At 68.7% G+C, this 26,961-nt stretch carries 22 protein-coding genes, 4 tRNA genes and 2 pseudogenes; 11 read left to right on the top strand and 17 right to left on the bottom strand.

The features are described from left to right. Nucleotides 1-14: 14 nt before the first annotated feature. The 8 genes from A6A25_RS25160 to A6A25_RS25195 form a co-directional block, all read right to left on the bottom strand. Entirely contained in the window at nt 15-1,895 is a 1,881-nt protein-coding gene (locus tag A6A25_RS25160) for a hypothetical protein (RefSeq protein ID WP_073893911.1), read from the bottom strand. Nucleotides 1,896-1,897: 2 nt separating this feature from the next. Beyond that, nucleotides 1,898-2,563: a hypothetical protein gene (locus A6A25_RS25165; protein ID WP_073893913.1), complete on the bottom strand. Its 666-nt coding sequence runs from the start codon at nt 2,561-2,563 to the stop codon at nt 1,898-1,900. Nucleotide 2,564: 1 nt separating this feature from the next. Next, the gene (locus tag A6A25_RS25170; RefSeq protein ID WP_073893916.1) at nt 2,565-4,091 is read right to left on the bottom strand and encodes an Hsp70 family protein; all 1,527 of its coding nucleotides are present in this window, start codon (nt 4,089-4,091) and stop codon (nt 2,565-2,567) included. Further along, nucleotides 4,075-5,892, bottom strand: coding sequence for an SPFH domain-containing protein (locus A6A25_RS25175; RefSeq protein WP_073893919.1), 1,818 nt, complete (start codon nt 5,890-5,892; stop codon nt 4,075-4,077). The genes A6A25_RS25170 and A6A25_RS25175 overlap by 17 nt, the downstream gene beginning before the upstream one ends. Then, the gene (locus A6A25_RS25180) at nt 5,885-7,516 is read right to left on the bottom strand and encodes a protein kinase domain-containing protein (protein ID WP_083668652.1); all 1,632 of its coding nucleotides are present in this window, start codon (nt 7,514-7,516) and stop codon (nt 5,885-5,887) included. The genes A6A25_RS25175 and A6A25_RS25180 overlap by 8 nt, the downstream gene beginning before the upstream one ends. Before the next feature lie 430 nt (nt 7,517-7,946). Then, the gene (locus tag A6A25_RS25185) at nt 7,947-9,116 is read right to left on the bottom strand and encodes a hypothetical protein (RefSeq protein ID WP_073893924.1); all 1,170 of its coding nucleotides are present in this window, start codon (nt 9,114-9,116) and stop codon (nt 7,947-7,949) included. Continuing rightward, nucleotides 9,056-10,072: a hypothetical protein gene (locus tag A6A25_RS25190; protein WP_073893926.1), complete on the bottom strand. Its 1,017-nt coding sequence runs from the start codon at nt 10,070-10,072 to the stop codon at nt 9,056-9,058. The genes A6A25_RS25185 and A6A25_RS25190 overlap by 61 nt, the downstream gene beginning before the upstream one ends. 123 nt (nt 10,073-10,195) lie before the next feature. Further along, entirely contained in the window at nt 10,196-11,827 is a 1,632-nt protein-coding gene (locus A6A25_RS25195) for a BTAD domain-containing putative transcriptional regulator (RefSeq protein WP_083668653.1), read from the bottom strand. A 503-nt stretch (nt 11,828-12,330) separates the two neighbouring features. Here A6A25_RS25195 and A6A25_RS25200 point away from each other — a divergent pair. Together A6A25_RS25200 and A6A25_RS43315 are read left to right on the top strand one after the other, a co-directional pair. Continuing rightward, nucleotides 12,331-13,683, top strand: coding sequence for a WD40 repeat domain-containing protein (locus A6A25_RS25200; RefSeq protein ID WP_158073813.1), 1,353 nt, complete (start codon nt 12,331-12,333; stop codon nt 13,681-13,683). Between the two features lie 127 nt (nt 13,684-13,810). Further along, the gene (locus A6A25_RS43315; protein WP_143193390.1) at nt 13,811-14,497 is read left to right on the top strand and encodes a serine peptidase; all 687 of its coding nucleotides are present in this window, start codon (nt 13,811-13,813) and stop codon (nt 14,495-14,497) included. Nucleotides 14,498-14,948: 451 nt separating this feature from the next. Here the strand turns inward: A6A25_RS43315 and A6A25_RS25215 are convergent, their stop codons facing one another. The 4 genes from A6A25_RS25215 to istA all read right to left on the bottom strand — a co-directional run bounded on the left by A6A25_RS25215 (nt 14,949) and on the right by istA (nt 18,734). Continuing rightward, the gene (locus A6A25_RS25215) at nt 14,949-15,422 is read right to left on the bottom strand and encodes a helix-turn-helix domain-containing protein (protein ID WP_241828902.1); all 474 of its coding nucleotides are present in this window, start codon (nt 15,420-15,422) and stop codon (nt 14,949-14,951) included. Between the two features lie 475 nt (nt 15,423-15,897). Further along, nucleotides 15,898-16,287, bottom strand: a complete 390-nt coding sequence (locus A6A25_RS25225; RefSeq protein WP_073893939.1) for an HIT family protein — start codon at nt 16,285-16,287, stop codon at nt 15,898-15,900. A 27-nt stretch (nt 16,288-16,314) separates the two neighbouring features. Further along, on the bottom strand, nt 16,315-17,103 hold the full coding sequence (gene istB, locus A6A25_RS25230; protein WP_073893942.1) for an IS21-like element helper ATPase IstB: 789 nt from the start codon (nt 17,101-17,103) through the stop codon (nt 16,315-16,317). After that, complete coding sequence (istA, locus tag A6A25_RS25235) at nt 17,100-18,734, bottom strand: IS21 family transposase (protein WP_073893945.1); 1,635 nt, start codon at nt 18,732-18,734, stop codon at nt 17,100-17,102. Before istA ends, istB begins: the two co-directional genes overlap by 4 nt. A 161-nt stretch (nt 18,735-18,895) precedes the next feature. On the opposite strand from istA, the gene A6A25_RS25240 reads away from it, so the two are divergent. The 4 genes and pseudogenes from A6A25_RS25240 to A6A25_RS25255 all read left to right on the top strand — a co-directional run bounded on the left by A6A25_RS25240 (nt 18,896) and on the right by A6A25_RS25255 (nt 22,095). Then, a complete protein-coding gene (locus A6A25_RS25240) occupies nt 18,896-19,447 on the top strand; it encodes a hypothetical protein (RefSeq protein ID WP_143193391.1) in 552 nt (183 codons plus the stop codon). A 184-nt stretch (nt 19,448-19,631) separates the two neighbouring features. Then, the gene (locus tag A6A25_RS25245; protein ID WP_073893951.1) at nt 19,632-19,844 is read left to right on the top strand and encodes a hypothetical protein; all 213 of its coding nucleotides are present in this window, start codon (nt 19,632-19,634) and stop codon (nt 19,842-19,844) included. A gap of 329 nt (nt 19,845-20,173) precedes the next feature. Then, nucleotides 20,174-20,816 (top strand): annotated as a pseudogene (locus A6A25_RS43320) (hypothetical protein). Between the two features lie 325 nt (nt 20,817-21,141). Next, on the top strand, nt 21,142-22,095 hold the full coding sequence (locus A6A25_RS25255) for a tyrosine-type recombinase/integrase (protein WP_241828903.1): 954 nt from the start codon (nt 21,142-21,144) through the stop codon (nt 22,093-22,095). 146 nt (nt 22,096-22,241) lie between these two features. On the opposite strand, the gene A6A25_RS25260 is transcribed toward A6A25_RS25255, so the two are convergent. The 4 genes from A6A25_RS25260 to A6A25_RS25275 all read right to left on the bottom strand — a co-directional run bounded on the left by A6A25_RS25260 (nt 22,242) and on the right by A6A25_RS25275 (nt 23,090). Next, nucleotides 22,242-22,316: transfer RNA gene (locus A6A25_RS25260), tRNA-Val, on the bottom strand. A 1-nt stretch (nt 22,317) separates the two neighbouring features. Further along, nucleotides 22,318-22,389: transfer RNA gene (locus tag A6A25_RS25265), tRNA-Cys, on the bottom strand. Between the two features lie 58 nt (nt 22,390-22,447). Next, nucleotides 22,448-22,520 (bottom strand) — tRNA-Gly (locus A6A25_RS25270). Between the two features lie 144 nt (nt 22,521-22,664). After that, entirely contained in the window at nt 22,665-23,090 is a 426-nt protein-coding gene (locus A6A25_RS25275; RefSeq protein WP_073893954.1) for an SsgA family sporulation/cell division regulator, read from the bottom strand. A 242-nt stretch (nt 23,091-23,332) separates the two neighbouring features. Here A6A25_RS25275 and A6A25_RS25280 point away from each other — a divergent pair, with 242 nt between their 5' ends. The 4 genes from A6A25_RS25280 to A6A25_RS25295 all read left to right on the top strand — a co-directional run bounded on the left by A6A25_RS25280 (nt 23,333) and on the right by A6A25_RS25295 (nt 25,336). After that, on the top strand, nt 23,333-23,977 hold the full coding sequence (locus tag A6A25_RS25280; RefSeq protein WP_241828904.1) for an RNA polymerase sigma factor: 645 nt from the start codon (nt 23,333-23,335) through the stop codon (nt 23,975-23,977). Further along, a complete protein-coding gene (locus A6A25_RS25285) occupies nt 23,974-24,762 on the top strand; it encodes an anti-sigma factor (RefSeq protein WP_143193393.1) in 789 nt (262 codons plus the stop codon). The genes A6A25_RS25280 and A6A25_RS25285 overlap by 4 nt, the downstream gene beginning before the upstream one ends. A gap of 25 nt (nt 24,763-24,787) precedes the next feature. Continuing rightward, the gene (locus A6A25_RS25290) at nt 24,788-25,216 is read left to right on the top strand and encodes a TIGR02611 family protein (RefSeq protein WP_073893963.1); all 429 of its coding nucleotides are present in this window, start codon (nt 24,788-24,790) and stop codon (nt 25,214-25,216) included. 48 nt (nt 25,217-25,264) lie between these two features. After that, a tRNA-Val gene (locus tag A6A25_RS25295) sits at nt 25,265-25,336 on the top strand. A 116-nt stretch (nt 25,337-25,452) separates the two neighbouring features. On the opposite strand, the gene A6A25_RS25300 is transcribed toward A6A25_RS25295, so the two are convergent. Further along, nucleotides 25,453-25,722, bottom strand: coding sequence for a tyrosine-type recombinase/integrase (locus A6A25_RS25300; RefSeq protein WP_073893966.1), 270 nt, complete (start codon nt 25,720-25,722; stop codon nt 25,453-25,455). Between the two features lie 613 nt (nt 25,723-26,335). On the opposite strand from A6A25_RS25300, the pseudogene A6A25_RS25305 reads away from it, so the two are divergent. Continuing rightward, nucleotides 26,336-26,804: pseudogene (locus tag A6A25_RS25305) on the top strand (C40 family peptidase); the annotation flags it as partial. Nucleotides 26,805-26,961 lie beyond the last annotated feature (157 nt).

Genomic DNA, 26,961 nt, shown 5'->3' on the forward strand with positions numbered 1-26,961 from the left:
GGTCTCCTCTCGGGTCAGGGTACGACCAGGAGGTGCGGGGCGGGGTGGACGAGCGTGACGGTCTCGTCCAGGGAGAACGCGCGCAGGAACACCGGCCGCCGCAGGTGGCGCGGCACCCGGAACCGGACGGGCTCGGACGGGCCGAGGGCGGGTAGCCGCAGGACCTCGACGCCGTCCTCGGGTGCCAGCGGGCGCGACCCGGACTTGGCGACGACCGCGATGTCGGGGGCGGGCTCCGGACCGTGCACGGTGACCAGCAGTTCGCCCCGGCGCCACCAGGCCGCGCGCCGGACGTTGTAGCGCACCTCGCGCAGCCGGGTCGAGCACACCGTGACCATGGGCCCGAACCGGCCGGAGTCCACGACCGACACCCCGAACCAGTGCTCGCCGGGCAGGGTCGCGGTGATCCGCGCGCCCCGGCCCGCGTACGCCGACCTGCTGATCTCGAACGCGGTGGCCTGCGGGTCCAGCGGCCCGGTGGGCGGCCCGTCCAGCCGCCAGGCCACCCGCACGTCGGTGGCCCACATCGGCCACTGCCACGTCAGCACCACCTGCGGGCCGAACCGCCTGGCGTGCAGGCCGCTGACCGGTTCAAGCGGGGGAGCCACGCGCGTCGCCGGACCGATGGCGGCGAGCGGGCCGGACACCGAGACCGGCACGAGCACCCGCTGCCCCGCCAGGTCCGCCAGGGGGACCGAAGCCCGGCCCGTGTCGCTGACCGCGACCACCCTGCCCGCGACCACCGCGTCGGCGGCACGGAGGACCTGCGGCGCGGGCGCGACCCCGTCGTGCGGAACGCGGATCACCAGCGGAGTACCGCTCTGCCTGGTCCAGGTCAGCTCCACGGTGTCGCCCGAGAGGTCTGCGCGCAGGTCGTCGACCTGACGCGGGTCCCCCGGGCACTCGCCGTGAACCGTCAAGCCCGCGCTGTCCCCGGGTTCGCCGGCCCGGCCCGGATAGCGGGCGCGCACGACGTAGCGGTACTGCACACCGGGCACCACAGCGGTGTCGTCGAACCCGGTCCCGTCGAGCGTGGTGATCACCGCGGTCTCGCCCGATGGCGCGACCCTGGTCACCGATGCCCCGACCGCTCCGGAGGGCAACCGCCAGCGGCCGTGTACCGACAGCATCGTCGACTCGACCGCCAGGTCCAGCACCTCGGGTGTCAGCACGACCTCTCCGCTGTGCGCCATCTCGCCAGGGACGCCGTTGCGCAGGGTTTGCACCGTGTACGACGTCGGCACACCGAAGGGCGGCACGTCCGACAGCACCAGGGCGTCGGTGTCATCGGCGATCACCGTTCCACCCCGGCTGACCCGGTAGGTCAGGTGACCCGCGGTCGACGTCGACTCCCACCAGGTGATGACGACGGCGTCGTGATGTGCCCGCGCGGACACCTCGGCGGGTGCCGCAGCCGGACAGCGGCGCAGGCCTGACTTGATCGAGGGATCGGTCAGCTCCCGGCCCGCCGCCAGGTAGCGGGCAGCCGCGTCCTCCGGAGCTGTGTCCTCCAGTTCGCGGGCGGCCGCGAGATCGGCGGCCAACCGGTCCACGGTCGCGGCCAGCGCGTCCCGCACGCGCTCCCAGTCCTCGGTCAGCCGCCTGCTCGACAGCACTGAGAGCGCGGCGTGCAGCCTGCCGTCGGCGACGGCTTGCCGGTAGTCGGACTCCCAGTCGGATCGGTGCGTGCGTCGGCACCAGACGGCGTAGGCCAGCGTGTCCGGGTCGCGGGGGAGACCGCTCGCGACACTGCGCTGCGGCTCGGCTGCCGCGAGGAAGCTGACCTCCTGGTAGCCCAGCAGCACGGCTACCGACAGCTCGCTGAGGAACTCGTGGCGCAGCAGCCGGCTCAGTCCCTCGGGCTCCTCCAGCGCCTGTTCGACGATCTTGAGCACAGTCAGCTCAACCTCGACACCTGCTCCTCGTCGAGTCCGCAGATGTGCGCGCCTGCGCCGAAGTGCGTCGGCGTGGATGTCCGGCCGCCGGAGGACAGGTTCCTGGTCAGGTACTCCCACAGGCTGGGGATCCCGAGGTCGGCCAGTGCGTCGGTGATCCGGCGCGACCGGGGCGTGTCCGGCGTGATGTCGAGGGTCGCGGGCTCACGCTCGACCGCCCGGTGCTGTTCGAGCGCGGCCAGGACGTCCGGGCGGCTCCAGCGGCCCGCGGACTGTCGGACGAGGGCCGCGACGGCGGCGGCGGGCATACCCGGTGCGGACCGCAGGAATTGGTCGACCACCTTGGCGAGGGCGGTGCGTTCCGCCGCTACGGCGGTCCGGTGCACCGAGCGCTCGCGCGGATCTCCCAGCGTCCGCGCGGCGGTCGGGTGCCCGCGCCGCAGCCGTTCCACGGCCCGGGTGTGCTCGCGTAGTTCGGGAGTGCCCCACAGCGCCGGGGTGGAGGTCAGTGCCGAGTCGACCTCGTCGGCGGTGCAGTCGGCGGGCAGCCGGTACACCCGGAACAGGTTTCGGTGAGGCGACCACCCCGTCTCGACCGGTGTGATGACGTCGTCGAGGTAGGCGTGGATGTCGGCCTCGCGGAGTCCGGGAAGGTCCGTCTCGGCCATGTCACCGCCGCAGGCCGGGCAGTGGTGCGACGGTGTCGGTGTCGCGGCCGCGGACCTGGGCCTCGATCTCCAGCCGCGCGCCGTTGGCCGCATGGGCGTCGATCCGCAGCACCCCGTCGGCGCCCAGGGAGAAGTCGAGCTCGACCGGGTCGCCACGTCTGCCATCGCGCGGCAGCCCTTCCATGGTGCGCTCGTCGAGCCGGAGGTGGTCGGCTTCGTCGTCGGACAGCACATCCGTCATGGACTCGTACACGGCGACCCGCATCGTGGTCTGCCCGTCGCGCACGGTGCACAGGGTGTGCCGTCCGCTGGTGGGCAACGGGGTGTTCGGGGTGATGATCCAGTGCACCGAGCTGCCGAGTGAGGGGCGAGCGGCGTCGCGCGTGATCAGCACGCCGTACCCCTTGGACGTCACGTCCACGACTTTGCGCGACTCGCCGGCAGCGACCTGGGCGGCGCCCTTGGCGACCACCAGTTCCGCGTCGGCCGCGAGCCGGGGCGCGGGTAGGCGCGGGAACGCCTCGTCGAGCCTTCTCGCCACGGCGGGCGTTCGTGACATCCCTCCGACCAGCAGGACGTCGTCGATCGTCGACACCCCGGCGGCGCGGGCCTGCTCGACGAGGTCGGCGGTGAAGTCGATGGTGCGGTCGAGCAGGTCGGAGGTGGCCTTCTCGTAGTCGCTGCGGGAGATCACCATGCGGTGCACGCGGCCCTGCGCGGTCCGCAGGGTCAGCATCTGCTCGGTGGAGGTCGACAGCGCGACCTTCACCGCCTGCGCCCGTCCGAGTAGAGCCGCCATCAGCCGCGGCGACGTCCGGGGATCCTCCTCGTCGGAGACGTCACCCAACTGGTCGAGGACGAGGTCGACGAGCACCCGGTCCCAGTCGGCGCCGCCGAGACGGGCGTCGCCGCCGGTCGCCACGACACGGACCTCGTCGGGGTACATGAGCACGACGGTGACGTCGAAGGTGCCGCCGCCGAGGTCGTAGACGAGGACCGCCCGCCCGGCGGGCGTGCCGCGCAGGCCGCTGGCCAGCGCCGCCGCGGTCGGTTCGTTGACCAGGTCGAGCACGTCCAGCCCGGCGATGCGGGCCGCCTCGCGGGTGCGCGCCCGCTCCGCCGTCCCGAAGTAGGCGGGGACCGTGACGACGGCGCTGGCGAGCGGACCGTCGTCGGGCACCGCGGTGCCGAGCGTCTCGAGCGCGTCCTCGACGGCCTGCCGCAGGATGAGGGCCGAGATCTGTTCGGGCCGCAGGTGCCCGCCCGGGACCGCGACGGTGTAGTCGCCGCCGATCTCGCGCTTGATCTCGGTGATCACCCGCCCTGGCTCGTGCGCGCGCTGGTCGAGCGCGAGCTCACCCACCGCCGCCGTGCCGTCCGCATCGAGGTAGACCGCAGACGGGGTGGTTGCGCGGCCCTCCCGGTTGGTCAGCACCCTGGCCTCCCCCGTGCTGTCCACCACGCAGACGCACGTGGCGGTCGTGCCGAGGTCGATTCCCAAGCGGGGACGGTCAGCGCGGGTCGTCATGCTCGTCCTCCTCCCGGTCGTAGGCTTCGGTGATTTGCGCCGGTTGCGGCCGCACGTCCTCGGTGTCCAGCACCCACACGGGAAGCTGTCCGTCGCGCCGCGAGACGCCACGGACCCGCCTGGGGAGGTCGAGGACCCCCGGGTCGTTCGACGAGACGAGGACCTGGGGGACCTGGCGGCTCGCGTCGATCCGGGCCATCCGCTCCGCCGCGACCTGGTCACGGCCCAGGATGCGGACGTCCTCCTCCAGCTCCGCCGACCGCTTCAGCTTCTCCTGCTTGATGCTCTCCCTCTTCAGGTCCGTCTCCACCGCCGCGTTGATCAACTGCTGGCCGAGTTGCCTGCTCTGCTGCCGCAGCTTCGCGGTGTGCCGGAACTCCTCGTTCATCTCGTCAGACTGGAACTTGATGGCCCCGATGGTGGTCAGCCTGGGGGAGACGTTCTGCTCCCGCAGCGCCTGTTCGACCAGGGTCTTCAGCTCGGCGCGGACCTGGTTCTGATCGCTGATGAACTCCTCGATGAGGTGGCTGTTCGACACCTCGTTGAAGTAGCCCTTGACGACCACACCGAGCAGGCGGGTGACCAGTCGCTGCACCGCGGCCGACTTGCGCACGCCCGCGGTGCCGTGCTCCTCGTCGTCCTCGCCGAACCGCTTGACCAGGTGCGGCGCGGTCTCCGGCGGGATGACGAAGGTCTGGGTCAGCTCGACCGACACGTGGAACCCGTCCAGGGTCACCTCGATCAGGTCCAGCTCGGAGTCGTAGCGGTCGGCGCTGACGTCCTTGCGCCCCCAGGAGAGGATCAGTTCCCGTGAGGGAATCCGCACCACGCGGGCGAAGAACGGGTTGATCGCGTAGGTGGAGCCGCCCGGGAGAACCTCCGACTGCGGACCGAACTGCCCGCCGTTGTCCAGGAAGATCCAGGGGAACTGGAAGCTCTCGTGGCCCTCGACCTTCGGCGCGGGTTCGGCGGCGTCGACCGGGTGCGCCCCTTCGGTGACGATGACGACACCGGTCTCCTCGCTCTCCACCGACACCAGCCGCAGGTCCTCCGGCTCCAGGTAGTGGTGCGACAGCGGGACCATCTCGAGGTCCAGGTGGTTCTCGGTGAGCACGTTGAACATGTCGGTGTTGATGGCGTAGTTGCCCCCACCGGGGAGCAGCGCCTGCTGCGGTCCCTGCTGCCCACCGTCGTCGAGGAACTTCACCCCGTCCTGGAAGTAGTGGCACTCGACGTGCCGGGCGAGAGTGTGGCCGTACGGCATGATCTCGCCCACCTTGGCCACTACGACGCCGATGGTCCTCAGCGGGACGTAGGTGCGTTTCACGATCTTCACGTCGAAGACGGTCGGGTGGATGGCGTACTGGCCACCGCTGTTCAGGACCTCGATCTGCGGTCCCTGCTGTCCGTCCTTGTCGAGGAAGGTCTTGAAGTCCTGGAAGTAGTCGCACGGCACGTGCCGTGCGATGGGCTGTCCGTGCTCGAGCGAGCCGCCCATCTTGGCGTGCACGATCCCGATCGAGTCCATCGGAATGCTGATCATGTCGTGAAAGACCATTTGGTAGAGCCAGCGTGGCCGGAAGTAGATGCGACCGCCGATCAGCAGCTTGCTCTGCCGGTCCACCGCCTTGGCGAGCGAATCGGCCTGCCGGAACGAGCTGTACCTGCGGGTCACGACGACGAACTGCCCCAGCGGAACGTTCACAGCCGACCGCTTGACCTGTTGCACGACCAGCACGAGGAAGCCCAGCCCGGCCAGCACCCAAAGCCCCGACACCACGAACCCGATGACGTCATCCACTGCGCCGCTCCTCGCTGATCCGGTCGTGCACCGCGGTGACTGTCATGCTCCAGTTGTCGTACCAGCCGTGTGACCGCTTGGGTGAGCGCAGCGTCGGGAAGAACCCGGGAACGTCCCCGCCGTCGGCCACCCACGTCTCGTAGTCGTCCGGTACGAAGCCCTGACTGCTCCACCCGAAGGCGCGGGCCAGGGTGTACATCCTGTTCCGCGAGTTCTCCGGCAGCAGCGCCCGCTGGGCGTGGAAACCGTGACCGCCGCCGGTTTCCTCCTGCCACACCCGAGCGAGGTCGCGCAGGAAGGCCGTTCCGACGTGGTTGACGTGGGATCGGGTCATCCAGCCCTCCTCCGATCGCCCGGCTGCCGCCAGCAGCATGTCGGTGGTCAGCCGGTCGGCCGTGACGAGATCACCCGCTCGCAACGCGGTCCGCACCGCCGCGATGAGCGTCGCCGTGCGGTCCATCGGACTGGTGGCGTCGCGCGTCTGCGGTTCTGTGCGCACCAGGGCGCGTAGCTGCACGAGATGGGCCGGACCCGGTAATGCGCTGGCACGCGCGTCGAGGAAGGCGTCGGGCTGCCGCGGACCGGCCAGGACGATCCGCCGGACGGGGATGCTGCGCCATTCCGCGGCCTGTCTCATGTCGACGGTCGCCGGTGAGGGCCGGTCTGTGTCGAGGATCAGCAGCACGCCCGCACCGTTGAGAGTGTCCGGAATGGTCGAGATCCGGGCGGTGAAGCCGTTGTCCACCAAAAGTTTCCGAAGCCGGACCGCGTAGGCGTCCTGGGGTGAGCCGCAGACCACCACGGACGCGGACCCCGATTCCAGGTCTGCGGCCACCTCGTCGGAGTCCGGCCGATCCCGTGCCCGCTTCGACAGCGCCAGCCCGACCATCTCGCGCACCTCTCCCGGCACCTCGCGCAGGTCCGGATCCGCGCCGAGGATGGCCGGGATGACCTCGCCCGCCGCGCCGTCGCCGAACGGCCCCCGACCGGTCGCGGCGTAGAAGACCACGCAGCCCCACGCGAAGATGTCGGACTTCACCGACGCGGTGCTGCCTCCCCTGACGAGTTCCGGAGCCTGGTAGGGCAGGGTTCCCATCACCTTCCCGGTGCTCGTCAGGCGGCCGATGTCGGCGACGGTGGTCGCGATGCCGAAATCGATCAGCACGGCGCGGGTCGGGCCGACCATCACGTTCGAGGGCTTGAGGTCCCGGTGGATCAGCCCTTCCCGGTGGATGTCGCGCAGCGCCCGCGCGGTGTCGCGGGCGAGCGAGACGACGCGCTCGGCGGGCAAGCCCCTTCCGTTCGCCAAACGGTCCAGCGCCTGTCCCTGAACCACCTCCGTGGCCACGTAGAGCGGGTCGCCCACCACTTGCGAGTCGACCACCGTGGCGGTGTACTCCGAGCGCACCGCCTTCGCCGCCGCGATCTCCTGGGTGAACCGCTTGCGGTACACGGGATCCGCCGCGTGCGACGAGTGGATCACCTTCACGGCCACCCGTTCTCCGGACGACTCCGCCAGGTACACCGTTCCCATCCCGCCTGATCCCAGTCTGCCCCGAACCCAGTAGGGCCCCAGGCGTCTCGGATCACCGGGTCTCAATGCCTCGAACTGAGCAATGACCATTCGTCACCTTCCGGCACACGAACGTCCCCCGACGCGTGCCACGCGCGGACCCCGCTTGTCCGCCGTGCGTCGCAAAGACGATTCTAGACCGGTTCACAACAGAATTGTCCGGCTATCACGCTTTTGCCCTACGGCAGTCGCTTCGTTGCGTTCCCCGGCCCTGAAATTTTCATGATCAGGTGTCCAGTGCGGTGTCCTGAACGGGAACAGGCCGTCCTTGCCGTAAATTTGCGGAATTCGGATCCGGAAAAGTGATCTTGGAATAAGGTCACCGATCGCCCGGTGATGACCTCTCCAGCACTGATTCCGCCGCCCACGGATCCGATGGGGATTCGCGACGACATCCACAAGGTATTACCGAGGCCGGCTCGCATCACCATCTGCTGGTGCTGCCCGCGTGACCTCTGGTCGAGTCAGGAGTTCTGCTCTCTCACGGCCACCAACGCCGTGCGTCGTCGACCGCCGCGGCCAGACTGTCGCGAAACCCGGGACCGGCGAGCTCCGCCAGCCTCGGGGCGGCCAGGTCCAGCAGCGCGAGACAAGTCGTCCGACTGACCGACCGCGTCGTACGGCGAAGCAGGACGACCAGCTCCGGGCCTTGCAGGACCGTCGCGGCGCGAGTGACCACCGCGACCAGCAGCCCACGGTCCCGGCTCGGTGCCGCCGCCGCTGCCCGTGCGAGGTGAGAGGCGGAGTCGAGGACGGGCACCAGCCCGGTGAGCGCCCGCGTCCGGGCTTCCTCGGGGAGGAGTTCCGCGGCGGAAAGCGCTACATCCACCTCGGCGGTGGTCAGGCCCGGTGCGGCCGAAGCCAACGCGCGAGCTCTGCGGAACGGGTCGTCCATCGCCAAAATCTCGGGCAGCGTGCGGACGAGCGGCGGGGGAGGCCTGTGTCCCACGGCGGTGGTGTGCTCGTCGGGCAACGCGTATCCGGCCAGCACACCGGCGCGGGTCCGGTGGTTGGCCACTGCCAAGGCGTCACCGAGGTCGGAGTCGGCGGGGGCGGTGGTGATGGTGCGGGCCGCGGTCAGCGCGGCGGCGAGCACCGGTGGCCGTTCGCCGACGGGCAGCCGGGCCGCGACCGCCGTCAGCAGGACGGCTCGGGCGTCGAGGTCGGAGACCCCCGCCGCGGCGGCCAGCACCTCGGCGAGATCGTCCTCGGAACTCGTGGGGATGAGGGCGACGATTTCGTCAACCTGGGCGAGTTCGCTGCCGGCCGCGGTGGTGCTCTTCAACAGCGCACCGATCCGCGGCCGCGGCACCGCGCGCGGCGCGGCGGATCCGGCTGCGACGGACACCGCGTCATCGACCAGGTCATCGGGCAGATCCGGCAGGATCCGCCGGATGGCCTCCGCGCGATCGTGCTCACCGGCGACGGACATCGCCGAGTCCAGCGCGTCCCGGAGCAGGTTCCGCCTGGACTGCCCGTCCAGGCGTCGCGCGATCGCCGCCTGCGCCGCGGCACGCCACCCGCCGTGCCTTACCCGGGATGCGATCGACACCGCGTCGTCCACGTCCGTCAGGTGCGGCGCGATCCGGGTCAGCACGTCGCCGGTGATGTGGATGACGGGATCACGGGCAGCGGCCAGCGCCCACGCCACCGCCGGAGGACGAAGGTGATCCGGTAGGAGCGGGACCAGCGCGGCGAGCAACAGCGCCCTGGCAGGCGGGGCGTGCAGCCTGCGGGCGTGCGCGACCGCCCGCTGCGTGTCCACATCCCGGCCTTCACCAATGCGACCACCAGGTCGGCCGGGATGTTCGCGGTGAGGCTGGTGATCGAGGAGGCCGCGAGTGCGCACCGAGCCTCGTCCACCAGCGTCGGCGCGGGCCTGCCCGCTGCCAGCGCCTCATCGGTCCGGTGTGCGAGGTGCGCCCACAGAGCGGAGATGTCGGCGAGGTAGTCGTCGACGGCGTCGGCGTGCTCGTGGGCAGCGAACCACAGATTGCCCGTCCGGCCCTCGGTGGTGAGGAGCCGACAGAGGTCCTCGATCCGCCCGGCGTCGAGCAGGTGCCCCGCCAGGTGTCGCACCGCGTACCCCGACCCCGCGGTCAGCAGGTCGAGGTCGGCGGCCAACCGCGGCAACCCGGCGTCGAGTCCGCCGAACCTGGCGAGGTGGTGGTCGACGATCCGGTGCCGTGCGGTCGCCGCCGCCGCACCCAGCGTCTCGCTCCAGTGCCAGTCCTCCTCGGACCCGAGGTCGTCCAAGGGGCGGCCGTTCAGGAACTCCCGCAGGCTGGTGTGGTGAACGGCGAACCTGCGAGCCGTCGGCCCCGCGCGCTCCACGGCGAGGAACGGCCGAAGAGTGCCGTGGCACCAGCGCCGGACCGCGGTCTCGTCGGCGTCGGCCGCCAACGCGAGGTCGGCGGCGTCGAGCGGCTCCCCGATCACGGCGACGACACCCAAGAGCCGCAGCAGCCCTACGTCCCAGTCCGGGCTCCGGCTCCAGCGGTCCACGGTGTCGGTGTAGTAGCGGGACAAGCCCGAGGGAAGAGTGGCGAGGTCTCGCACGTCGCGAACCCCGTTCCGCAGCTCCTCGACGGCGTAGCGCAAGTACACCCAGACGCCCTGGCACCGGTCCGACAGCGCGGCGATGACGTCCTCACCGGCGAGTTCCGGCGGAAGTACCGCCCGTAGGTGCGCCTCGACGTCCAGGCGGTTGCGCGGATCGTCAGCCGTCAGTCACACCACAGCCTGGCCGCCGCCGGCGCGTGGCGGCGGATGACCGGTCCGGTAGGTGCCCACCACGAACACCCCGTCCGGCAGCACGAACGGCAGTCCCCACGGCTGCCCGTCGACCTCGGCCTCGTCCGCCCCGTCGACGACCAGGACCAGTGGGCTCCCCGCGACCCGCGCCCGCTTGGCCGCCGCGTGGAGCACTACGTCGAACCCTTCCGGTGTGAACGCCCACTCCGGCACCATCGCGCCCGGCGCGATGTCCTCCAGTGCCCACCGCCGCACCAACTGGCCGACCAGGTTCTGCAACCCGACCCGCACCGTCGCGCCCCTGCTCACCCCGGCGAAGTGCCCCACCCACCCCCGCTCCCGCACCAGGAACGCCGCCAACGCCGTCTTCCCCACCCCGGCGTCCCCTTCGACCCACACGTAACCGCCCGACATCCCGGCCAGACGTTCGTCGATCTCCGCGAGCACCCACTCCCGCCCGGTGAACCCCTTGCTCAACACCCGGTCCGTCACCTGCCGGTGCTCCCGCACGGCGTTCTCCACCGCAACCGCGGCCGAGCCCGCCGGCACAGGGGCGACGGTGTGGCCATGCACCGCGATCGCCGGACTGAGAGTGGTGGGGGGCAAAGGCAGGGCGGCCGCGTGTTGGGCGCGGGCAAGCGTGCCCGGAAGGGGTTCGGCGCCGTAGATCTGGCGCATCAGGGTAGTAAGTCGGTCCATCCAAGCGGGAACGGCGATGTTGCGTCCGAGCATCGACAGGGCGCGGACGCCGATGAGTAAGAACTCGTCGGTCGGATGGTGTTCGACGAGGACGTGCAACTCCTGCAGCACCCGGTCGGCGTGACCGCTGTCCAGCAGAGCTCCCAGGTGGTGCTCTTTGAGCGTCCGATACCGGGCGGCCATGTCCTCTCGGCGGCGGTCGGCCCAGTCACCGCCGAGTCCGACCAGCGGGGCACCCCGCCACAGAGCGAACGCCTCCTCGAACCGATCCAAGTCACGGGATTGTTGGGCCGCCTCGGCCAAGATCAGGAACCGTTGGTAGTCCACCAGCATCGGATCGATCGCGAGCAGGTAGAACCCGGGACGTGACCTGCCATCCAGCCAGGCACCATCGCCGCCCGCGCGGGTGAGGGCGGCGCGTATGTGCTTGGCATAGGTCTGGATGGTGGAGGGGGGCTTCCTGGCCTGTCTGCGTTCCGGGTTGTCGGGCGACCACAGGCAATCGATCAGCATCCCGACGCTGACCGGTTCGCGCGGAGACAGGGCCAACACGGCCAGCATGCACTCCTGCGTCCTTGTTTTCAGCTTCTGTTCGCCCAGGTCACCGCGAATCCCGACACCGTCCAACAGCCGGATCTCCACCCGCCCTCCCGGAAGGCTCGACCTGTCCGGAGTGTGACAGGCGGTCGGTCGAGCGAATCCGCAACCGTGCGGATCCTCACCGCCGAGACGTGCTTCGTCCCGATGGTCGCGTCCCGGTACTTCCGACCGGTCTCCGGGTCGTGTCACGGGTTCGCCGTCGGTCAGATGTTCGAGGATGTGGTCCCACGCGAGCCTGCGGGCGACCGAGAGGTACCTGCATCCTTCTGCCGAGTCCGACGAGGCGGCTTTGGTGACCTTCGAGCGCATCCGTCACCCGTCCTGTGAGGGTGGCGGGTATCACGGTCGGGTGGCGGTCGGGTGATCAAGACACGAGCAGGGCGAGCAACCCGAAGTTGTCCTGGTCCCGTGCCGGAGGACCTGGCGTAGAGGGTCGCAGCATCAGCGGGGTCGCGAGACCCATGGTCAGATGACGGTCGGACCTCAAGGGTCCGTCGGCTGTGATCACCGGCAGGCCCTCTGAGCTGCACTTCTCTGTGGACGATACTGGGATTGAACCAGTGACCCCTACCGTGTCAGAAAAAGGACATGAGGGTCCGGCTCTGACCTGCGCTTTCCCGGCTCGCGCAGGTCAGAGCCGGTCGTTCCCTACGGTCAAGCCGAGTTCCGGCGCGTTCCACCGCGTTCCCGTCGCCGTCACATCGTCGTTTTATCTTGGGTCGTCGAGATCCTCTGTCCCGGTGCAGGCGAGCTTGGTCCTCGACCGCATCTTGAGCGCCGTTCGCGGCGGCGAGTGGGGGCGGTGGTCCTCAGTGCCGCCGTACCTGGTGCGACACACGATCCACCACGCTGTCGAGGCCGACAGGGTCGACGAACTGCTGGTCGACGTTGAGTTCTTGATACACGCGGACATCGCAAGCCTGCGTCCCGAACTACGGCGGGCGACGACATCCGCTGCCAGGTTGAACGCGGAAGTCTACGAACGGGCCTGCGAAGCCAGCTTGCACGGCGGACAGTACTCGGATCTCGCGGACTGGCGCTGGGTGCTCGCCGTGGAAGCGGCCCGGCACGGCGAGCCGAACTTGGCCGAACGCTTCGTAGCGGACACCGGTACCGAGGGTTGGGTGCCACGCTGGGCGGACACCGTGTCCCTCGACGAGGGTTGGGCCACTGCGGTGGCCTGTGGCGTGGTGAACGACTGGCACTTCATCGCGGTCGCCGGCTCGACAGGTGCGGTCTGGATCCGGGACGCAGCGTCCGGCGGTCCGATCGGTGCGCCGTTGACCGGTCATCGAGGTCATGTGTCCGCCATCTCCACCGCCGACCTCGCAGGCCGGCAAGTCGTCGTGACCGGCGGAGCTGATTCCACCGTGAGAGTGAGCGATGCGATCTCCGGTGACCTGGTCACCGCGTTCGAAGCCGGGTGCGGCTGGGTCAACGCCATCGCGTGCGTCCGGCTCCACGGTCGCACGGTAGCCGTGGTGTGCGGCGACGAGTCGGTGCGGTTGTGGGACCTTGCCTCCAAGGAGCCGATTGGCGGTCCGCAGGACGCGCATCGGTGGGCACGAGCCGTGGCCTGTGTCGATCCCGACGACCACCCGGTAGTCGTCACCGGCAGCAATGACCACGGTGTCCGCATCTGGGACCCCGACGGTGGCATGCTGCTCCACCCGCCGATGCGCGGGCATCGCGACCGTGTCTACGCCGCGAGTTGCGGGGTGCTGAACGGCCGTCACGTCGTGGTCACCGGAGGTGATGACGATGCGGTGCATGTGTCGGACATCGCGGCTGGTCGGGAGGTCTATCAGCCGCTCATGGGACACACGAGCTGGGTCTCGGCGGTGGTTTGCACCGTGGTCGACGGTCGGCCAGTGGCCTTCAGCGGTGGGCCCGACCGCACCGTCAGGATGTGGGACCTCACCACGGCAACGTGCAGGGCGATCCTGGTCATGCCCGTCGAGGTGCATGCCCTGAGCATTTCGTCCGACGGCGGCCTGGTGGTGTGCAGCGGGTCGGATGTCCTCGTGTTCGATCAACTCGCCGGGGAGAACGGTGAAGCGGACGGTCGGTGGGCGCGCGCCCGCCTCGTGCACACAACCGCGACTGCGCCGGGAGGCGGACGTGGTGTGACAGACGCGAAATGGCACTTCGGACCGAGGGAATGATCACGTGCTGCGAGTCGTCGGTGTCCATGGCATCGGTAACCACCGTCCGTCCGTGCGTCCGGATCAGGCGCGCGACCAGTTGGCCGCAATCTGGAGTCGTGCCTTGGCCCGAGGTTGTCCGACGCCGGTGGACCTGACCGTCGCGTACTACGCCGACCACCTGGGCATCCCTGGTCGACAGGGGGAGCAGGACGGCCTGACTCCTGAGGCGTTGGACTTGCTGTTCGCGCTGGTGGACCAGTTCGACGTGCCGCCGTCCGTCGCGCAGGGCTGGGGAACCTTCCCCGTCCGACAGGTCCTGGCTTGGATCGCGGAGCGCCGCAAGCTCGCGCCGCGTCTGGTGGAACTGTTCATCAAGAAGTTCTGCCGTGAGGTAGCCCACTACCTGCACACACCGGAGGCCCGCAAAGCCAGCCGCGAGGCAGTTGCCACGACGATCCGAGAACACCGACCGTCCGTCGTGCTGGCGCACTCGTTGGGAAGTGTCGTAGCGTATGAAACCCTGTGGCAGCAGGATGATCTGGAGATCGACCTCCTCGTCACTCTTGGGTCTCCCTTGGCAGTCCCTCACGCTGTCTTCTCCCGACTCGCGCCCGCTCCGGTCGACGGTCTGGGCTCACGTCCCCCGAACGTGCGACGCTGGGTGAACATCGCCGACCCAGGCGACCTGGTCGCGATTCCGTCCGGTGGAGTCTCGTCGCGGTTCGCGGGCGTGACCGTCGACCACACCTCGGTGATCCACGCGTTCGATTTCCACATGGTGGCCAACTACCTTGCCTGCGGGCCGCTGGCCGCCGAACTGGAGGCGCGCTGACTGTGGTCGGTTCCGTCGGTCGAGCGTGCCTTCGCGGTCTGTCACCGTCGGACCAACGCGGCGAACACCGCGCGGATCAGCCAAGTCCAACCGCGGGCGGCGACTGACCCGACATAGCACGGCGACTTCGTGCCGCAGCACCAGCAGCTCCACGTCCTTGGCCGCCGATGATCGCCCGAGCAGGACCAGCCAGCCAATGAGCCGGACGAAGATCAGGTACAGCAGTCGTAGCGCCACACCCCACGATCATGCTCCTACGGCTGATTCTGTGCGATCACCGCAGCTCAGCGCATCAGTGCAGAGATCTGGAACCCCACAGGCGTCCCGCCGCCCGGCGGGCACCAGCTTTGGGGCCGCGTCTGTGGAGGTCGCGGGCTTCGTCTTCCGCCTCTCGGAGAGAGCAGCAGGGAAGTTCCAGCGTGCCGCCGCAACTCGTCCACGGAAGTCCGGCCTACGGTGTGCGACGGACGCAGTTCCGTTTTTTTAAGACCCGGCCGATGGTCGAGTGGTCCAGGTTCGGGATGTCCTCGGTGAGCTGGACGTGTTTCTCCAGCAGCCGCAACGACCACCGGGCATGCCCTGCCGGCGGCTGCGAGCACGCCAGCGCGATCAGCCGGGCCTCGACCTCACCGGTCACCGGGGACGGCACCGGCGGAAGAGCACGCTTCTTGCGCGAGATCGTGGCCAGCACATCACCGCCGGTCTCGTCGAACCGCTTGGCGACCAGCCGCAGCGTCTCGCCCGAGACCCCGAGCCGGGCCGCGATCACTTCCTTCGGATCAGGCTCGCCCACCGAGGTGTCCAACGCGAGCAACACCCGCGCCCGCATGATCGACGACGCCGGATGCACACCTGTCGTGGTCCACCGGATCAACTCTTCACGATCCCGCGCCGACAACCTGACCGGCCGCTTCAGTTGCGACACCACCACACCAGTCCTTGTCCGGCAGGGAACGGCCCTGCCGGACAACAGCCTCCCAGCCACTGGCATCACAACTAAGCAGCGACACGCTACTAGCGCTGGCGCTGCTGACCCTGTCGATGATGTCGGGCATGAGCTGGTGGGGGCTGCTCGTCGGAGGCGCACCCATCTTGGTGTGGTGGTGGACGGCACGACGTGGGGGTTTGGCGGCCGTGCCACGTCCGGTGTTCTGGGGCGCCCTCTTCGTGTTGCTGTGGGTGCCAGCGGCAGTGGTGGTGACGGTCGAGTCGTACGAAGTTCCCATGAGCGACGTTTCCGCGATGCTCACGTTGGTGATGGCCGTGGTGTGCACCTCCGGACTACGGTGGGTGTTGCGGCGTGAGGACGAGATTGCCCGCAAGCGCTGGTTGGCTACGTAGGTCAGAACTGACCGCGGGTGTCGGTCAGTTCTGACCGCAGTTGCCAATCAAACGCATGATCAATGTCGGTGACTTTTGACCGCACTTGTGGGGCTGTTCGGGGCGATGTCAGGGCTTGGGATGAACCGGGCGACTCCCTCGCCGACCGCGACATGCCAGTGGAGGTGCTTGTTGTGCTGTTCGTTGCCCAGCGTGGTGAGTACCTGGCAACCGCCGTGCTGGTCAACGGCCCGTGCGGCGACCTCCTTGACGGTGGTCATCAACTCCGTGGCCAAGTGGTCGTCGAGGTCGAGCAACGACGAGACGTGTCGTGTGGGGATCACGATGATGTGATCGGTTCCGAAGCCGGGCAGAGGTGGACGGAACGCGAGCGTGTTGTCGGTCCGGACGAGCACCTCAACCTTCACCGCGCCTGGAATGACTTCGTCGCAGTACCAGTCCTGCCGCATGCTTCGACGATAGCCACGCCGTGCCGGTCAGGTGCCCGGGTGCGCTCGGGCGCGGGTCTGGGCGAGGCGGTAGGAGTCGCTGCCGGTCTCGATGATGTTGCCGCCGAAGGTCAACCGGTCGACGATGGCGGCGCAGAGACGCGGGTCGGTGAAGGTCTTGGTCCAGCCGGCGAAGGACTCGTTGGACGCTATCGCGACCGAGTTCTTCTCCTCGCGCTCGGTGAGGACCTGGAACAGCAGTTCGGCGCCGCGGCGGTCCAACTCCATGTAGCCCAGTTCATCGATGCATAAGAGATCGACACGCCCGTAGCGGGCGATGGTCTTGGTGAGGATCTTGTCGTCGGCGGCCTCGACCAACTCGTTGACCAGCTTCGTGGCCAGGGTGTAGCGGACCCGGAACCCGGCCATCGCGGCCTCGGTTCCCAGGGCGATGAGCAGGTGGGACTTGCCGGTGCCGGAGTCGCCGATCAGGCAGAGCGGTAGCCCCTTCTTGACCCAGTCACTGGTGGCCAGGGTGTGGATGACGGCAGGGTCGACGGTGGGGTTGGCGTCGAAGTCGAAGGCCCGCAACGATTTCTCCCGGGGGAACGCGGCGGCCTTGATGCGGCGTTCGGAGCGGCGGCGGGCGCGGTCGTCGCACTCGGCCATCAGCAGCTCGGCCAGAAACCCGCGATAGGACATCTGGTCCCGGGCCGCGGCGTCGGCCATGTCGGGGAACTGGGAGCGGATCGTCGGGAGGCGCAGCATCCGGCAGGCCTGGTCGACGGCGGCGTCGGCGGCCTGCTCGGTCAGGCCGCGGTGACGGTGAACGGTCACTGGCTCGTCCCCTCTTGTCCGTCGGGTCGGGTGACGCGGCGGCTGGGCAGCAGTTGGTCGTAGGCGTCGACCGAGGGCAGCGGCCGGGTGTCCGGGGGCAGCTGCGCCAGTCGGCGTTGGGTCAGGGAGGTGACCTTCACCGGCGGCGGGACGTCGGCCGGGGTGGTGTCGGGTTGGTCGAGTTCGGCGGCCTTGCGGGCTTCCAGGGCGACCGCGTCCGCGGTCAGCGCGCCGACGTTCAGCGCGGCGGCCAGGCCCGCGACGACGTGGTCGTGGCTCATGTGCCGGTGCAGCAACAGGACCTCGATCAGGGCGCGGGTGCCGTCGCGTTCGCCGTGGGCCCTGCGGGCTGCGGACCACCAGGCATCGTGGACCGGGGTGAACTTGCCCGCCGCCCGCGCCTGCTCCAACGCGGTCGCACCGGGCAGCGCGCCGGGTTTGCGCAGCAGCCCCTCCAGGTAGTGGTCCAGGTCCAGGCGGACCCCGCCCTTGGCGAGCAGCCGCTCGTGCCGGGCCACCTCGGTGCGGCCGTCGAACACGACCAATTCGGAGGCGTGCAGCAGCACCCGCACCTGCCGGCCGATCAGCCTGGCCGGCACCGAGTAGCGGTTGGTGCGGACGCTGACCTGGGCGTAGCGGTCGACGCGCGGGGCGAACCAGCGTCCGGTCTCGAACGGCTCGACCGGTAATCGCCGCAGCAGCGGCGCCTCGACGGCGAACATCTCACCGATCGTGCGGACCCGCGACCCGATCCGGCGGTGCTGGTCGGCGGCGTCCCACTGGTCGACCAGGACGTTGAGTTCGGCCAGCGAGTCGACCTCGGGGACGGGAACCAGGTGGTTGCGGCGGAACCAGCCGATCTGCCCCTCGACGCCGCCCTTCTCGTGCGCTCCCCGCTCACCCGGCCGGCAGTAGTAGGGGTCCACGGCCCAGTGGGAACGAAACGCCGTCCAGCGTTCGGTCTCCACCCGCTGCCGGGTGAACCCCAGCACCTGGGCGACGGCGGCCTTGAGATTGTCGTACCGGATCTTGCCCGTCGGCACCCCGCCCAGCACCCTGAACGCGTGGACGTGCCCCTCGAAGAACGCCTCCTGACCACCCGAGGCGAACACGCGGTGCACAGCCCTGCCCGAGAACGACATCCGCAGGCAGAACAGGAACAGCACCACCTGCTCCCCGCGCAGCCGCACGGTCACCTCGCCGAAGTCGACCTCCGCCTCCGCACCCGGCCGGTGCGTCTGCGGCACGAACACCTCCACCGGCGCCCGCCCCGCCTCCACCCTGATCTCCGACCTGCGGATCGCGACGTAGCCGCGCACCATCTGGTAGGACACCTCCGCCATGCCGTGCTCGTCGATCAGCCGGTCGAAGATCCGCTTCGCGGTATGCCGCTGCTTGCGCGGCGCACCCAGATCCGCCCGCAGCCTCCCGTCGATCACCGGCTTGAACGGATCCAGCCTCGACGGCCTGGGCGGCAACGGCTTGCGCGGCTCGGGCCAGGCCGAGGCCAACGCCTTGAGCACCGTCCGGCGCCCGACCCCGTACTTGCGCTCCAGCGCACGCTGGGACAAGCCCTCACGGGCATCACGGCGGATCGCCGCGTACAAGTCGACCTTCGAGGTCGGAGGCATTCCGACTCCCTCGTCCGGAGCACACCGATCCTCCCACCGCAAGCAACCCCCTGCGGTCAAATCTCACCGACACACACCTTCGCCGAGATCCGGTGCGGTCACCACTGACCGACATCCGCGGTCACTTCTGACGTACAAAGCCACGCTGGTGGTACGTCGGCGTGTACCTGCCCAGAAGCGAGGAGCGACGACGGAGCGGCCAGTCCTGGGTGCCGTGGCCGCCAGAGCGGTTCGAGGAACTTCCCGATCACCCGATCGGCGCCGTGCGTCTAGCGTTGTTGAAACTGATCGTCGCCACGACCATCGCGATCTCAGTGCAACACGTCACCATGCACAACGCCGAGAGCTATGTCTGGCTGTTCACCTGGGTGTTGACGCTGATCATCGGAGCCTCGCTAGTGCGACGCGATCGGGCCACTGCCTTCCTGTCCGGCGTCGCCGTCATCGGCAACGCCGTCATCGGCATGACCCAGAAACCCGTCGACATCGCCGCGCTGTGCTCGCTTGGCATCGCGGTCCTGGCCGCGGTGCAGTGGTGGGAGGCGATGCGACTGCCGTTGTGGCCGCGTTCGCTCTACCGATTGGCTTGGAGCGAGGGGTGGCACAGATACCCAGCCACAACCACTGACAACGGTAGGTGCGTTCGTGTCGAACCCCTGCTCAAACCGCATCAGCACCAAGGCCCGACACCGGAGGTGCGACCCCACGCCTGAACCAGCCGCCGAACGCGATCAAAGCAGTGCTGCTCGGCGGGTACCAATCGGGTCGAGGTGCTGTAGACAGTCACACGGCGGTCCTTCTGAACGTCGGGCTCGTTCAGGGCGTGGGCGACCAGCTTCAGGCGGCGGGCTGCCCAAGCTGACGATCCTGCGGGCGTGGCGCAAGGCCAGGGAGAAGGTGTTGCCGCCCGAGCCGGTGGCCACCGATCTGGCCGCGTCGCCCTACGACCTGCGCCACGCAGGCGTCTGGCTGTGGTTCAGCTCCGGCGTGCCGCCGAAGCAGGTCGCCGAGTGGGCGGGGCACTCGCTGGAGGTGCTGTTCCGGATCTACGCCCACGTGCTCAGCGGCTCTCCAACGACGCCATCCGCGCGCTGGTCGAGGCGGCGCTAAGGACAACGGGGAGTGACGTGCGAGGTCACTGCCGGTCGGGCCTGATCCGAATTTTTGATCAAGGACGACGGGATCTCGTCGGCACACCATCGGCGCAGACGCCCGCAAATGGCCGTTTTGGCCGGATACAGCCGGACACGGCGAAGGCCCGCCGGGCGGCGTTTGTGCTGCTCAGCGAGCCTTCTGGAGTGTGCCCCCGGCAGGGGACCGCACAGACCTGCTCGCGCCTTACCAGCCGTTTCCTGCCGGGCGGCTGGTCGTTGAGGGGCGGTTTGAGGTCGATGCCCCTGGTGGTGGTTTCTGATGACCGCCGGGCAGTGCTCGTCGGGATGGCGGGCGAGGTCGGCGATCGGCAGGTGGTCCGGGCGGTCACGGTGATCATCGGTGTGGTTGTCGGGTTGACGTTCGTGTTCGGCTTCGGGACCGTGTTGAGCTTGGCGCTGAGGTTGGTGTGCCGGTCCGGGTGGCGCCGCTGGTGGCGCCGGCTGTCGATCTGTCGGTGCTCGCCCTGCTGCTGGCGAGTCGACACCTGGCGATGTGCGGAGATACTCGGGAGCAACTCGAGCCTGCACGACGGCTCCTGATCTTCTCCAGTCTGGTGACGTTGGCGCTGAACGTCGCCGACCCACTGGTCGCCGGCCAGTTCGGCAAGGCCGCATTCGATGCCGTCGGGCCGCTGTTGCTGATCGGTTGGGCGGAGGTCGGGCCGGGTCTGTTGCGGGCGGTGAACGGGACGGCAGTCAGTGGCCGGGGCGATGCGGTGGTGGAGAACGTCGCGTCCAACGACCATGTCGTGGTGTCCGACGCGGCGGATGACCTCCTGCACGGGCTCGATTGGAGGACGCTCGTCACTGGGAGTCGCACCGACGTCCGATATCGGCCGAGACGCTGCGCAGGAGTCTTCGGATCGGTGCGCGACGCGCTCGGCATTTGGTCGAGCTGGTGCGATCCGAACGAGCCGATGTCACCTGATGGGAGGACGGATGGCTCGCATTCGCTCGCGCGGAGAAAGACCATGTCGATCCCCAGAATCGTGGAGATCAGATCCGGGCCACCGCGGCTCGCGCGGGGGAAGACATCAGCCGGGCGCCGCCCGCATCAGCCCGTACGGACTACCCCGCTCGCGCGGGGAAGACGTGACTGACACCCTCACCGCCGCGCCGCGTGCCGGACCACCCCCCGCTCGCGCGGGGAAGACTGGTACCAGGCGGTCTCGCCGCGTCTGGAACCCAACACCAGGATCAAGTACCGGTCGTACCTGGACAACCACCTGCTGCCGCGGTGGCGGGCATGGCCGATGATCGGCATCTTCAACGGCTACGTCGAGATCGAGCGGTGGCTGTCGTGGCTGCACGACGAGGAGTACGCCGAGTCGAGCATCGCCTCGATCTTCACCACCTTCTCGACGATTCTCAACGCCGGGGTTCGGGCGAAGATCATTCCGGTCAACCCGTGCTACGGCGTCAGGGTCACCGGCGGTGAGTTCGAGAACGAGCGGCTGCTGGCTACGCCGGTGCAGGTGCTGCGTGCGGCGATGAGGTTGTACGAGTCGGAGATGGGTCTGTCCGGGTTCACTCTGTGCCTGCTCGACTTCTACACCGGAGGCCGGTGGAGCGAGTTGGTCGGGCAGGAGCGGCACGAGTACGACGAGGCGGAGCGGTCGATCAACATCCGCTACCCGCTCAAGGAGATCAACGGCAAGTTGCTCAAGGCGGGAGTCGAGGTGTCACACGAGCGCCCTACCTCAAGGCCAGATGTGGGACACGTCATGCGTCGTACGAAAGGCAAGAGGGGGAGGACGAAGACCCCGGCGGGCACAAGGCCCATCGTGTTGTCGCCGAGCATCGCCGTGTTCTACGAGACGTTGCTCGACAGCCGCCACGGGTCGTTCGTCTTCACCTCACCGGACGGCACGCTGCTGCGTCGGAGTAACTTTCGGCAGCGGTTCTGGCGGCCGGCGTGGGACGGACGCAAGCCTGATGAGCCGGGTGCCCCTGGTCACACTCCGGCGATCCTGCCGTGGATCACCTTCCACGAGGGCAGGCACACCCACGCGACGTGGATGGTCGAGGACGGTGTGCCGCAGGTCGCACGCCGGGCGAGGCTCGGGCACAAGATGAAGGGCATCGCCAGGGTCTACGACCATGTGACGAGCGTCATGAAGGCCCAGTTGATCAACGGCCTCGAAGCCCGGTGTCGCGGGTCGCTGCTGGCGCTGCGCGACGACGAGCTGGCCACAATCATCGGATGATTCCCGCACCTGCGAGCCACGGTCGCGGACCTACGAGCACTACCGTCCGAGCGTGCCATCGCCTTTTCATCGCCTTTGATCTTGCGCGACATGCAAGAAGCCCGACCTCAAGATCGAGGACCGGGCTTCTGACCTGCGGTTATCTATGGTGGACGATACTGGGATTGAACCAGTGACCCCTACCGTGTCAAGGTAGTGCTCTCCCGCTGAGCTAATCGTCCGAGGCGGAGACGGGAATCGAACCCGTGTACAGGGCTTTGCAGGCCCTTGCCTAAGCCACTCGGCCACTCCGCCATGATTCCTGAAGGCTAGCACCCAGGAGTCTGGCCTGAGCCCAAGGGGCCCTCTGCCGAGCGGATGACGAGACTCGAACTCGCGACCCTCACCTTGGCAAGGTGATGCGCTACCAACTGCGCTACATCCGCATGCTCCGTGGATTTCTGGGAACTTTTCCCTTTTGGGGCTGTCGTTCCGGTCTTCCCCGGTGCGAGAGGAACTTTATTACATGGACCGCAGCGGGATCAAATCGGGGGTGCCTTGATCCCCTCGCGGGCCCGCTACCTGCGCTTTTACGTCAGGTCGTTGGAGATGAGGTGGGTCAGGGCCTCGTCCACGTCGACCCACAGGTGCTCGTTCCCGGGCACGACGACGTCGTAGGTCCGGTCGAGGAAGTCGGCGAGTTCCTGTGCCGAGGCCTCGAACATGGCGTGGCCGGAGGGCGAGCTCAGTTCGATCACCACGACCTCGGGGTCGTCGGCAGCCGGGCGGATTCGGACGTCACCGTCACCCGCGTCGGCGATCAGGCCGTCGGCGAGCAGGTCGCGGGCGAACACCCACTCCACCCACCCGGCACGGCCGGTGCGGAACGCGGCGACTACCGCGTACGGGTCTTTCGTGTCATAACGAAGCTCCACCTGCACCGGGACGGCCGGGGTCCGCGGCGCCAGCAGGTCGAAGACCGCTGTTGAGCGGAGTGTCACGTGGTCGTTGCGCATCGTCGTTACCCTCTTCTCCCTTCCCGGCCAATCGAACGACCGAGCTCTCTACTTGTGACGTATATGTGGCGAGGAACGCTCGACACGAGGTGTGTTATCACCCGATTGGGGCCATATAACTCCACTGGGCTACCACCTCGATGCGTTCCGTGTCCACTGGGCCAGGCTGCTCCCATCTTGCTGGGTTTAACCTGAACCCGGTACCGGCTGTTGCGCGAATGTTGGACGTGAGGACCTCTCTGGTGGCTGACTCACCCCCACCGCGACGCGACCCCGGCCCGCGTCCCACCGACGTGGAACTCGCCGCACGGGTGACGGTGGGTGACCGCACGGCCTTCGCTGCACTCTACGACCGGTACGCGAAACCGGCGTACTCGCTCGCCCGGCGGATCTGCGTCGATCCCGACCTGGCCGAGGACGTCGTCCAAGAGGCGTTCCTGGCCCTCTGGCGCAATCCCGCGGCCTACGACAGCTCCCGCGGCGGCTTCGGCACCTGGCTGATGACCGTGGTGCACCACCGCGCCGTCGACGCGGTCCGCCGCGAGAACGCCAAGCGTAGACGAAGTGTCCCCCTGACTGACGAGGTCTCCGAGCGCAACGTCACACCGGCGGAAGGCGCGGATCACGTCGCGTTGACCGGTGTGGTCGGTGCGGAGGTTCGGGCGGCGCTGCAAGGGCTACCCGCAGACCAGCGGCAGGTGCTCACGCTGGCCTACCTGGGCGGATACACCCAGGTCGAGGTCGCCGCGCTGACCGGCCTGCCCCTGGGCACCGTGAAATCGCGCACATTCGCCGCCATCCGCAGGCTTCGCACGGCGTTGCGCTCGGCGTGGGCGGGCGAGACCGGCGGCGACGCGCCGGACAGGACGACGGGAGCACAGTGGTGACCGGGGAGCGGAGGGACGACGGGTGCCCTCGCGAGGAGCTCGCGGTCGGGTATGCGATGCACGTGCTCGAACCGGACGAGGAAGCGCTGATGCGCGCCCACCTACCGAGGTGCGCGCGGTGCCGGGAGGCGGTCGACGCCACCCAGGAGGTGACCGCCGCGCTGGGCGGATCGGTCCGCCAGTACGACCCGCCGCCGCAGTTGCGGACACGTCTGATGGAGGCGATCGAGCACACACCGCAACTGCGGGAGGAGCAGCACGTCGAGCCGGTGCTCCTGGAGCAACGTCGCAAATCCGGCGGGTGGGGGCGCAAGCTGCTCGTGGCTGCCGCCGTGCTCGTCGTGGTGGCCGGGGTCGGCGTAGCGGGCGTGCGGCTCGTCCAGCTGAACGATCGGGTCGCGCAGCAGGACGTGCGCGCCGAACGGCTGGAGCGCGCGCTGCGGATCGCGACCGACCCGGATACGAGCCGGGCCGTGCTGCGGAACACGTCGGGCGACACGGTGGCCGTGCTCCTGTCGGGTGACGAAGGCGCCGCAATCATGCCGGTGGACCTGCCGGCCAACGACGTGACGCGGCAGACCTACGTGGTGTGGGGTACCGGCACGCCGGGGCCTGTGGCGTTGGCCACATTCGACGTCGCGGCGGACGGTTCGGACGTGGCCGTGCTCGCCTGGTCGTCGGACGCACGGCGGCACGACGGCTTCGGCCTCTCGCTGGAACCGGGGCGTTCGGCGCCCGCGCGGCCGTCGGCCGTGCTGGCATCCGGCCAGGTAGGCCCCGCGTGAGCGGCGGATGAGCGATGATGTGGGTATGAGCACAGAGCAGCGCGAAGACACCGACAAGGGCGCGGAGCACCGCCACCGGTTCCGCCGCAATCCCGCGCTGAACCTGACCTACCGCATCGGTGTCGGCGTGGTCGGCGGCTTGGTGCTGGTCGCGGGCGTGCTGATGATCCCGTACCCCGGACCGGGGTGGCTGGTGGTCTTCGCCGGCCTGGCGATCCTGGCCACCGAGTTCGAGTGGGCGGGCCGGGTGCTGAGGTTCGCCAAGCGCTACTACGACGCGTGGGTGGCGTGGCTGAGGCGGCAGAACCTCTTGGTCAAGGGGCTCGTGCTGGCGGCCACCGGCCTCGTGGTGATCGTGACGTGCTGGCTGCTCGGTGTGTTCGCGCTGGTAGGTGGCTGGGTGGGGCTCGAGTGGAGCTGGTTGCAGAGCCCGATTTTTGGTTCGCGGGGATGATGTTGTAAGCTATGACCACACCGCGAGAGCGGAGTGAGAACTGAATACGGGCGTTTAGCTCAGCGGGAGAGCGCTTCGTTCACACCGAAGAGGTCACTGGTTCGATCCCAGTATCGCCCACAATGTGTTTTACCTGGTCAACGGCCTGCAGACGATCTTCGTCTGCAGGCCGTTGGTCGTTCGTGGGAGCAAAATGGGAGCAAAAGATCTTGACTACATTTGCCGCTCCGAAGAGGTCACAGGGTTTTGCTCCCATACTGCTCCCACCGGGCTTGGAGTCCGGCGAGCATGGCGTCGATCATCGGGCGGGTGACGTGGGAGTAGACGCCCATGACGCCGCGGAACTTGTGTCCGATCCTCTTGTGTTGCAGGACTTCCGGCACGCCGTCCTCGATCATCCAGGTCTTGTGGGTGTGGCGCAGGTCGTGGAAGTGCATGTGCGGTTTGATCGGCGACCACCCCAGGGTCGAGTCGCCCCGCACGGCGGGTAGCGCCGCGACACCCACTCACCGACCGGGATCTGCGCCAACCGCGGGTCCACGACCCGACTCCGTTGGTGGTCGGACTCCACGTCCGCCGCCCGGTCGGCGGCCTCACGCTTGGTCGCGAACCCCTTCTCGGAGACCAAAGCGCCGTCGGGCAGCCGGTAGCGCACCCGGAACCCCTCACCGTGCTTCTCCACCCATGCCATCGAAAACCCTGCCTTCCACCAGATCCGTGCGTCCGTCCGGGAATCGGACGGACGCACAGTGACGCTCCATACCGGCCAGAGAGCAACCCATCTGTGTTCAGCGCCGCCGGAAACCACCCGACCGCGACGACGACCTGCCAGCTGCACCCACGTCACTACGCGCTGCCCGGGCACCGCCGCGGACGATGGCCAACAGATCGGTGTCGGAGAACCGAAGATGCTTGCCCAGCAAGGTGCACGGGATCTCCCGCCGCCCGGCCATGGAACCGACGCGGCGCGGTGCAGGCTGCGGGTAACCGCCTCGGTCGACGTCGAGGTGACCGATCCTGAGGCGTTGGAACAGGCGGCGCTGTGGCGAATCAACCAGAACGACTACTACCTGGACGAGGACCGGACGGACGCCCTCGACGAGGTAGGGGACGCAAGCCGCGGCAGCCGGCACCGGCGACTGCGACGACACCCAAGCCGAACCCCATCGCCCGCACCGCCATCAAGTACGCCTGCGGCATGCGCGGACTCCCCTACGTCTGGGGTGGCAACGGCCCCGACGGCGGCCACACCGGCTTCGACTGCTCAGGCCTGACCAAAGCCGCCTACGCCGCCGCCGGCTTCACCCTGCCCCGCACCGCACAAACCCAATACGACACAGGCCCCCACATCTTCGCCGGACAACCCCTCCTCCCCGGAGACCTCGTCTTCTACGGCACCCCAGGCAACATCCACCACGTCGGCTTCTGCATCGGCAACGGCCTCATGGTCGACGCACCCGACTTCGGTCAAGTCGTCAAGATCGAGCCATACCGGTACAACGGCGACGACTACGCTGGCGCAACACGTCCAGCTGGCACCGTACGGGCTACAGTCTCGCGGACACATGATCGCTTCCGCGCCACATGACTGGGACATGGCCGCTTGACCACTTGCTGGCAACAAATCTCCTTGCCGAAACACACTCGCATGTTCATGAGCGGGTATTGACCGATTGGCCGGTGCTTGCTGCGCCAGGGGAGTCGCTGCAGGTGAATCGTGGCAGGTGTCGTGGTATCTCGCTGCC

The sequence above is a fragment of the Saccharothrix sp. CB00851 genome (assembly GCF_001905065.1).
In the GTDB taxonomy this organism is placed as follows: Bacteria; Actinomycetota; Actinomycetes; order Mycobacteriales; family Pseudonocardiaceae; genus Actinosynnema.

Bases quoted from the DNA above. Each gene is read 5' to 3' on its own strand.
- A6A25_RS25255 (WP_241828903.1), top strand. From the start codon at position 21,142: ATGATCGGCATCTTCAACGGCTACGTCGAGATCGAGCGGTGGCTGTCG.
- A6A25_RS25290 (WP_073893963.1), top strand. From the start codon at position 24,788: ATGAGCACAGAGCAGCGCGAAGACACCGACAAGGGCGCGGAGCACCGC.
- A6A25_RS25170 (WP_073893916.1), bottom strand. From the start codon at position 4,091: ATGACGACCCGCGCTGACCGTCCCCGCTTGGGAATCGACCTCGGCACG.
- A6A25_RS25165 (WP_073893913.1), bottom strand. From the start codon at position 2,563: ATGGCCGAGACGGACCTTCCCGGACTCCGCGAGGCCGACATCCACGCC.
- A6A25_RS25225 (WP_073893939.1), bottom strand. From the start codon at position 16,287: ATGCGGCAGGACTGGTACTGCGACGAAGTCATTCCAGGCGCGGTGAAG.
- A6A25_RS25275 (WP_073893954.1), bottom strand. From the start codon at position 23,090: ATGCGCAACGACCACGTGACACTCCGCTCAACAGCGGTCTTCGACCTG.
- istA (WP_073893945.1), bottom strand. From the start codon at position 18,734: ATGCCTCCGACCTCGAAGGTCGACTTGTACGCGGCGATCCGCCGTGAT.
- A6A25_RS25195 (WP_083668653.1), bottom strand. From the start codon at position 11,827: ATGCGCTCGAAGGTCACCAAAGCCGCCTCGTCGGACTCGGCAGAAGGA.
- A6A25_RS25180 (WP_083668652.1), bottom strand. From the start codon at position 7,516: ATGGTCATTGCTCAGTTCGAGGCATTGAGACCCGGTGATCCGAGACGC.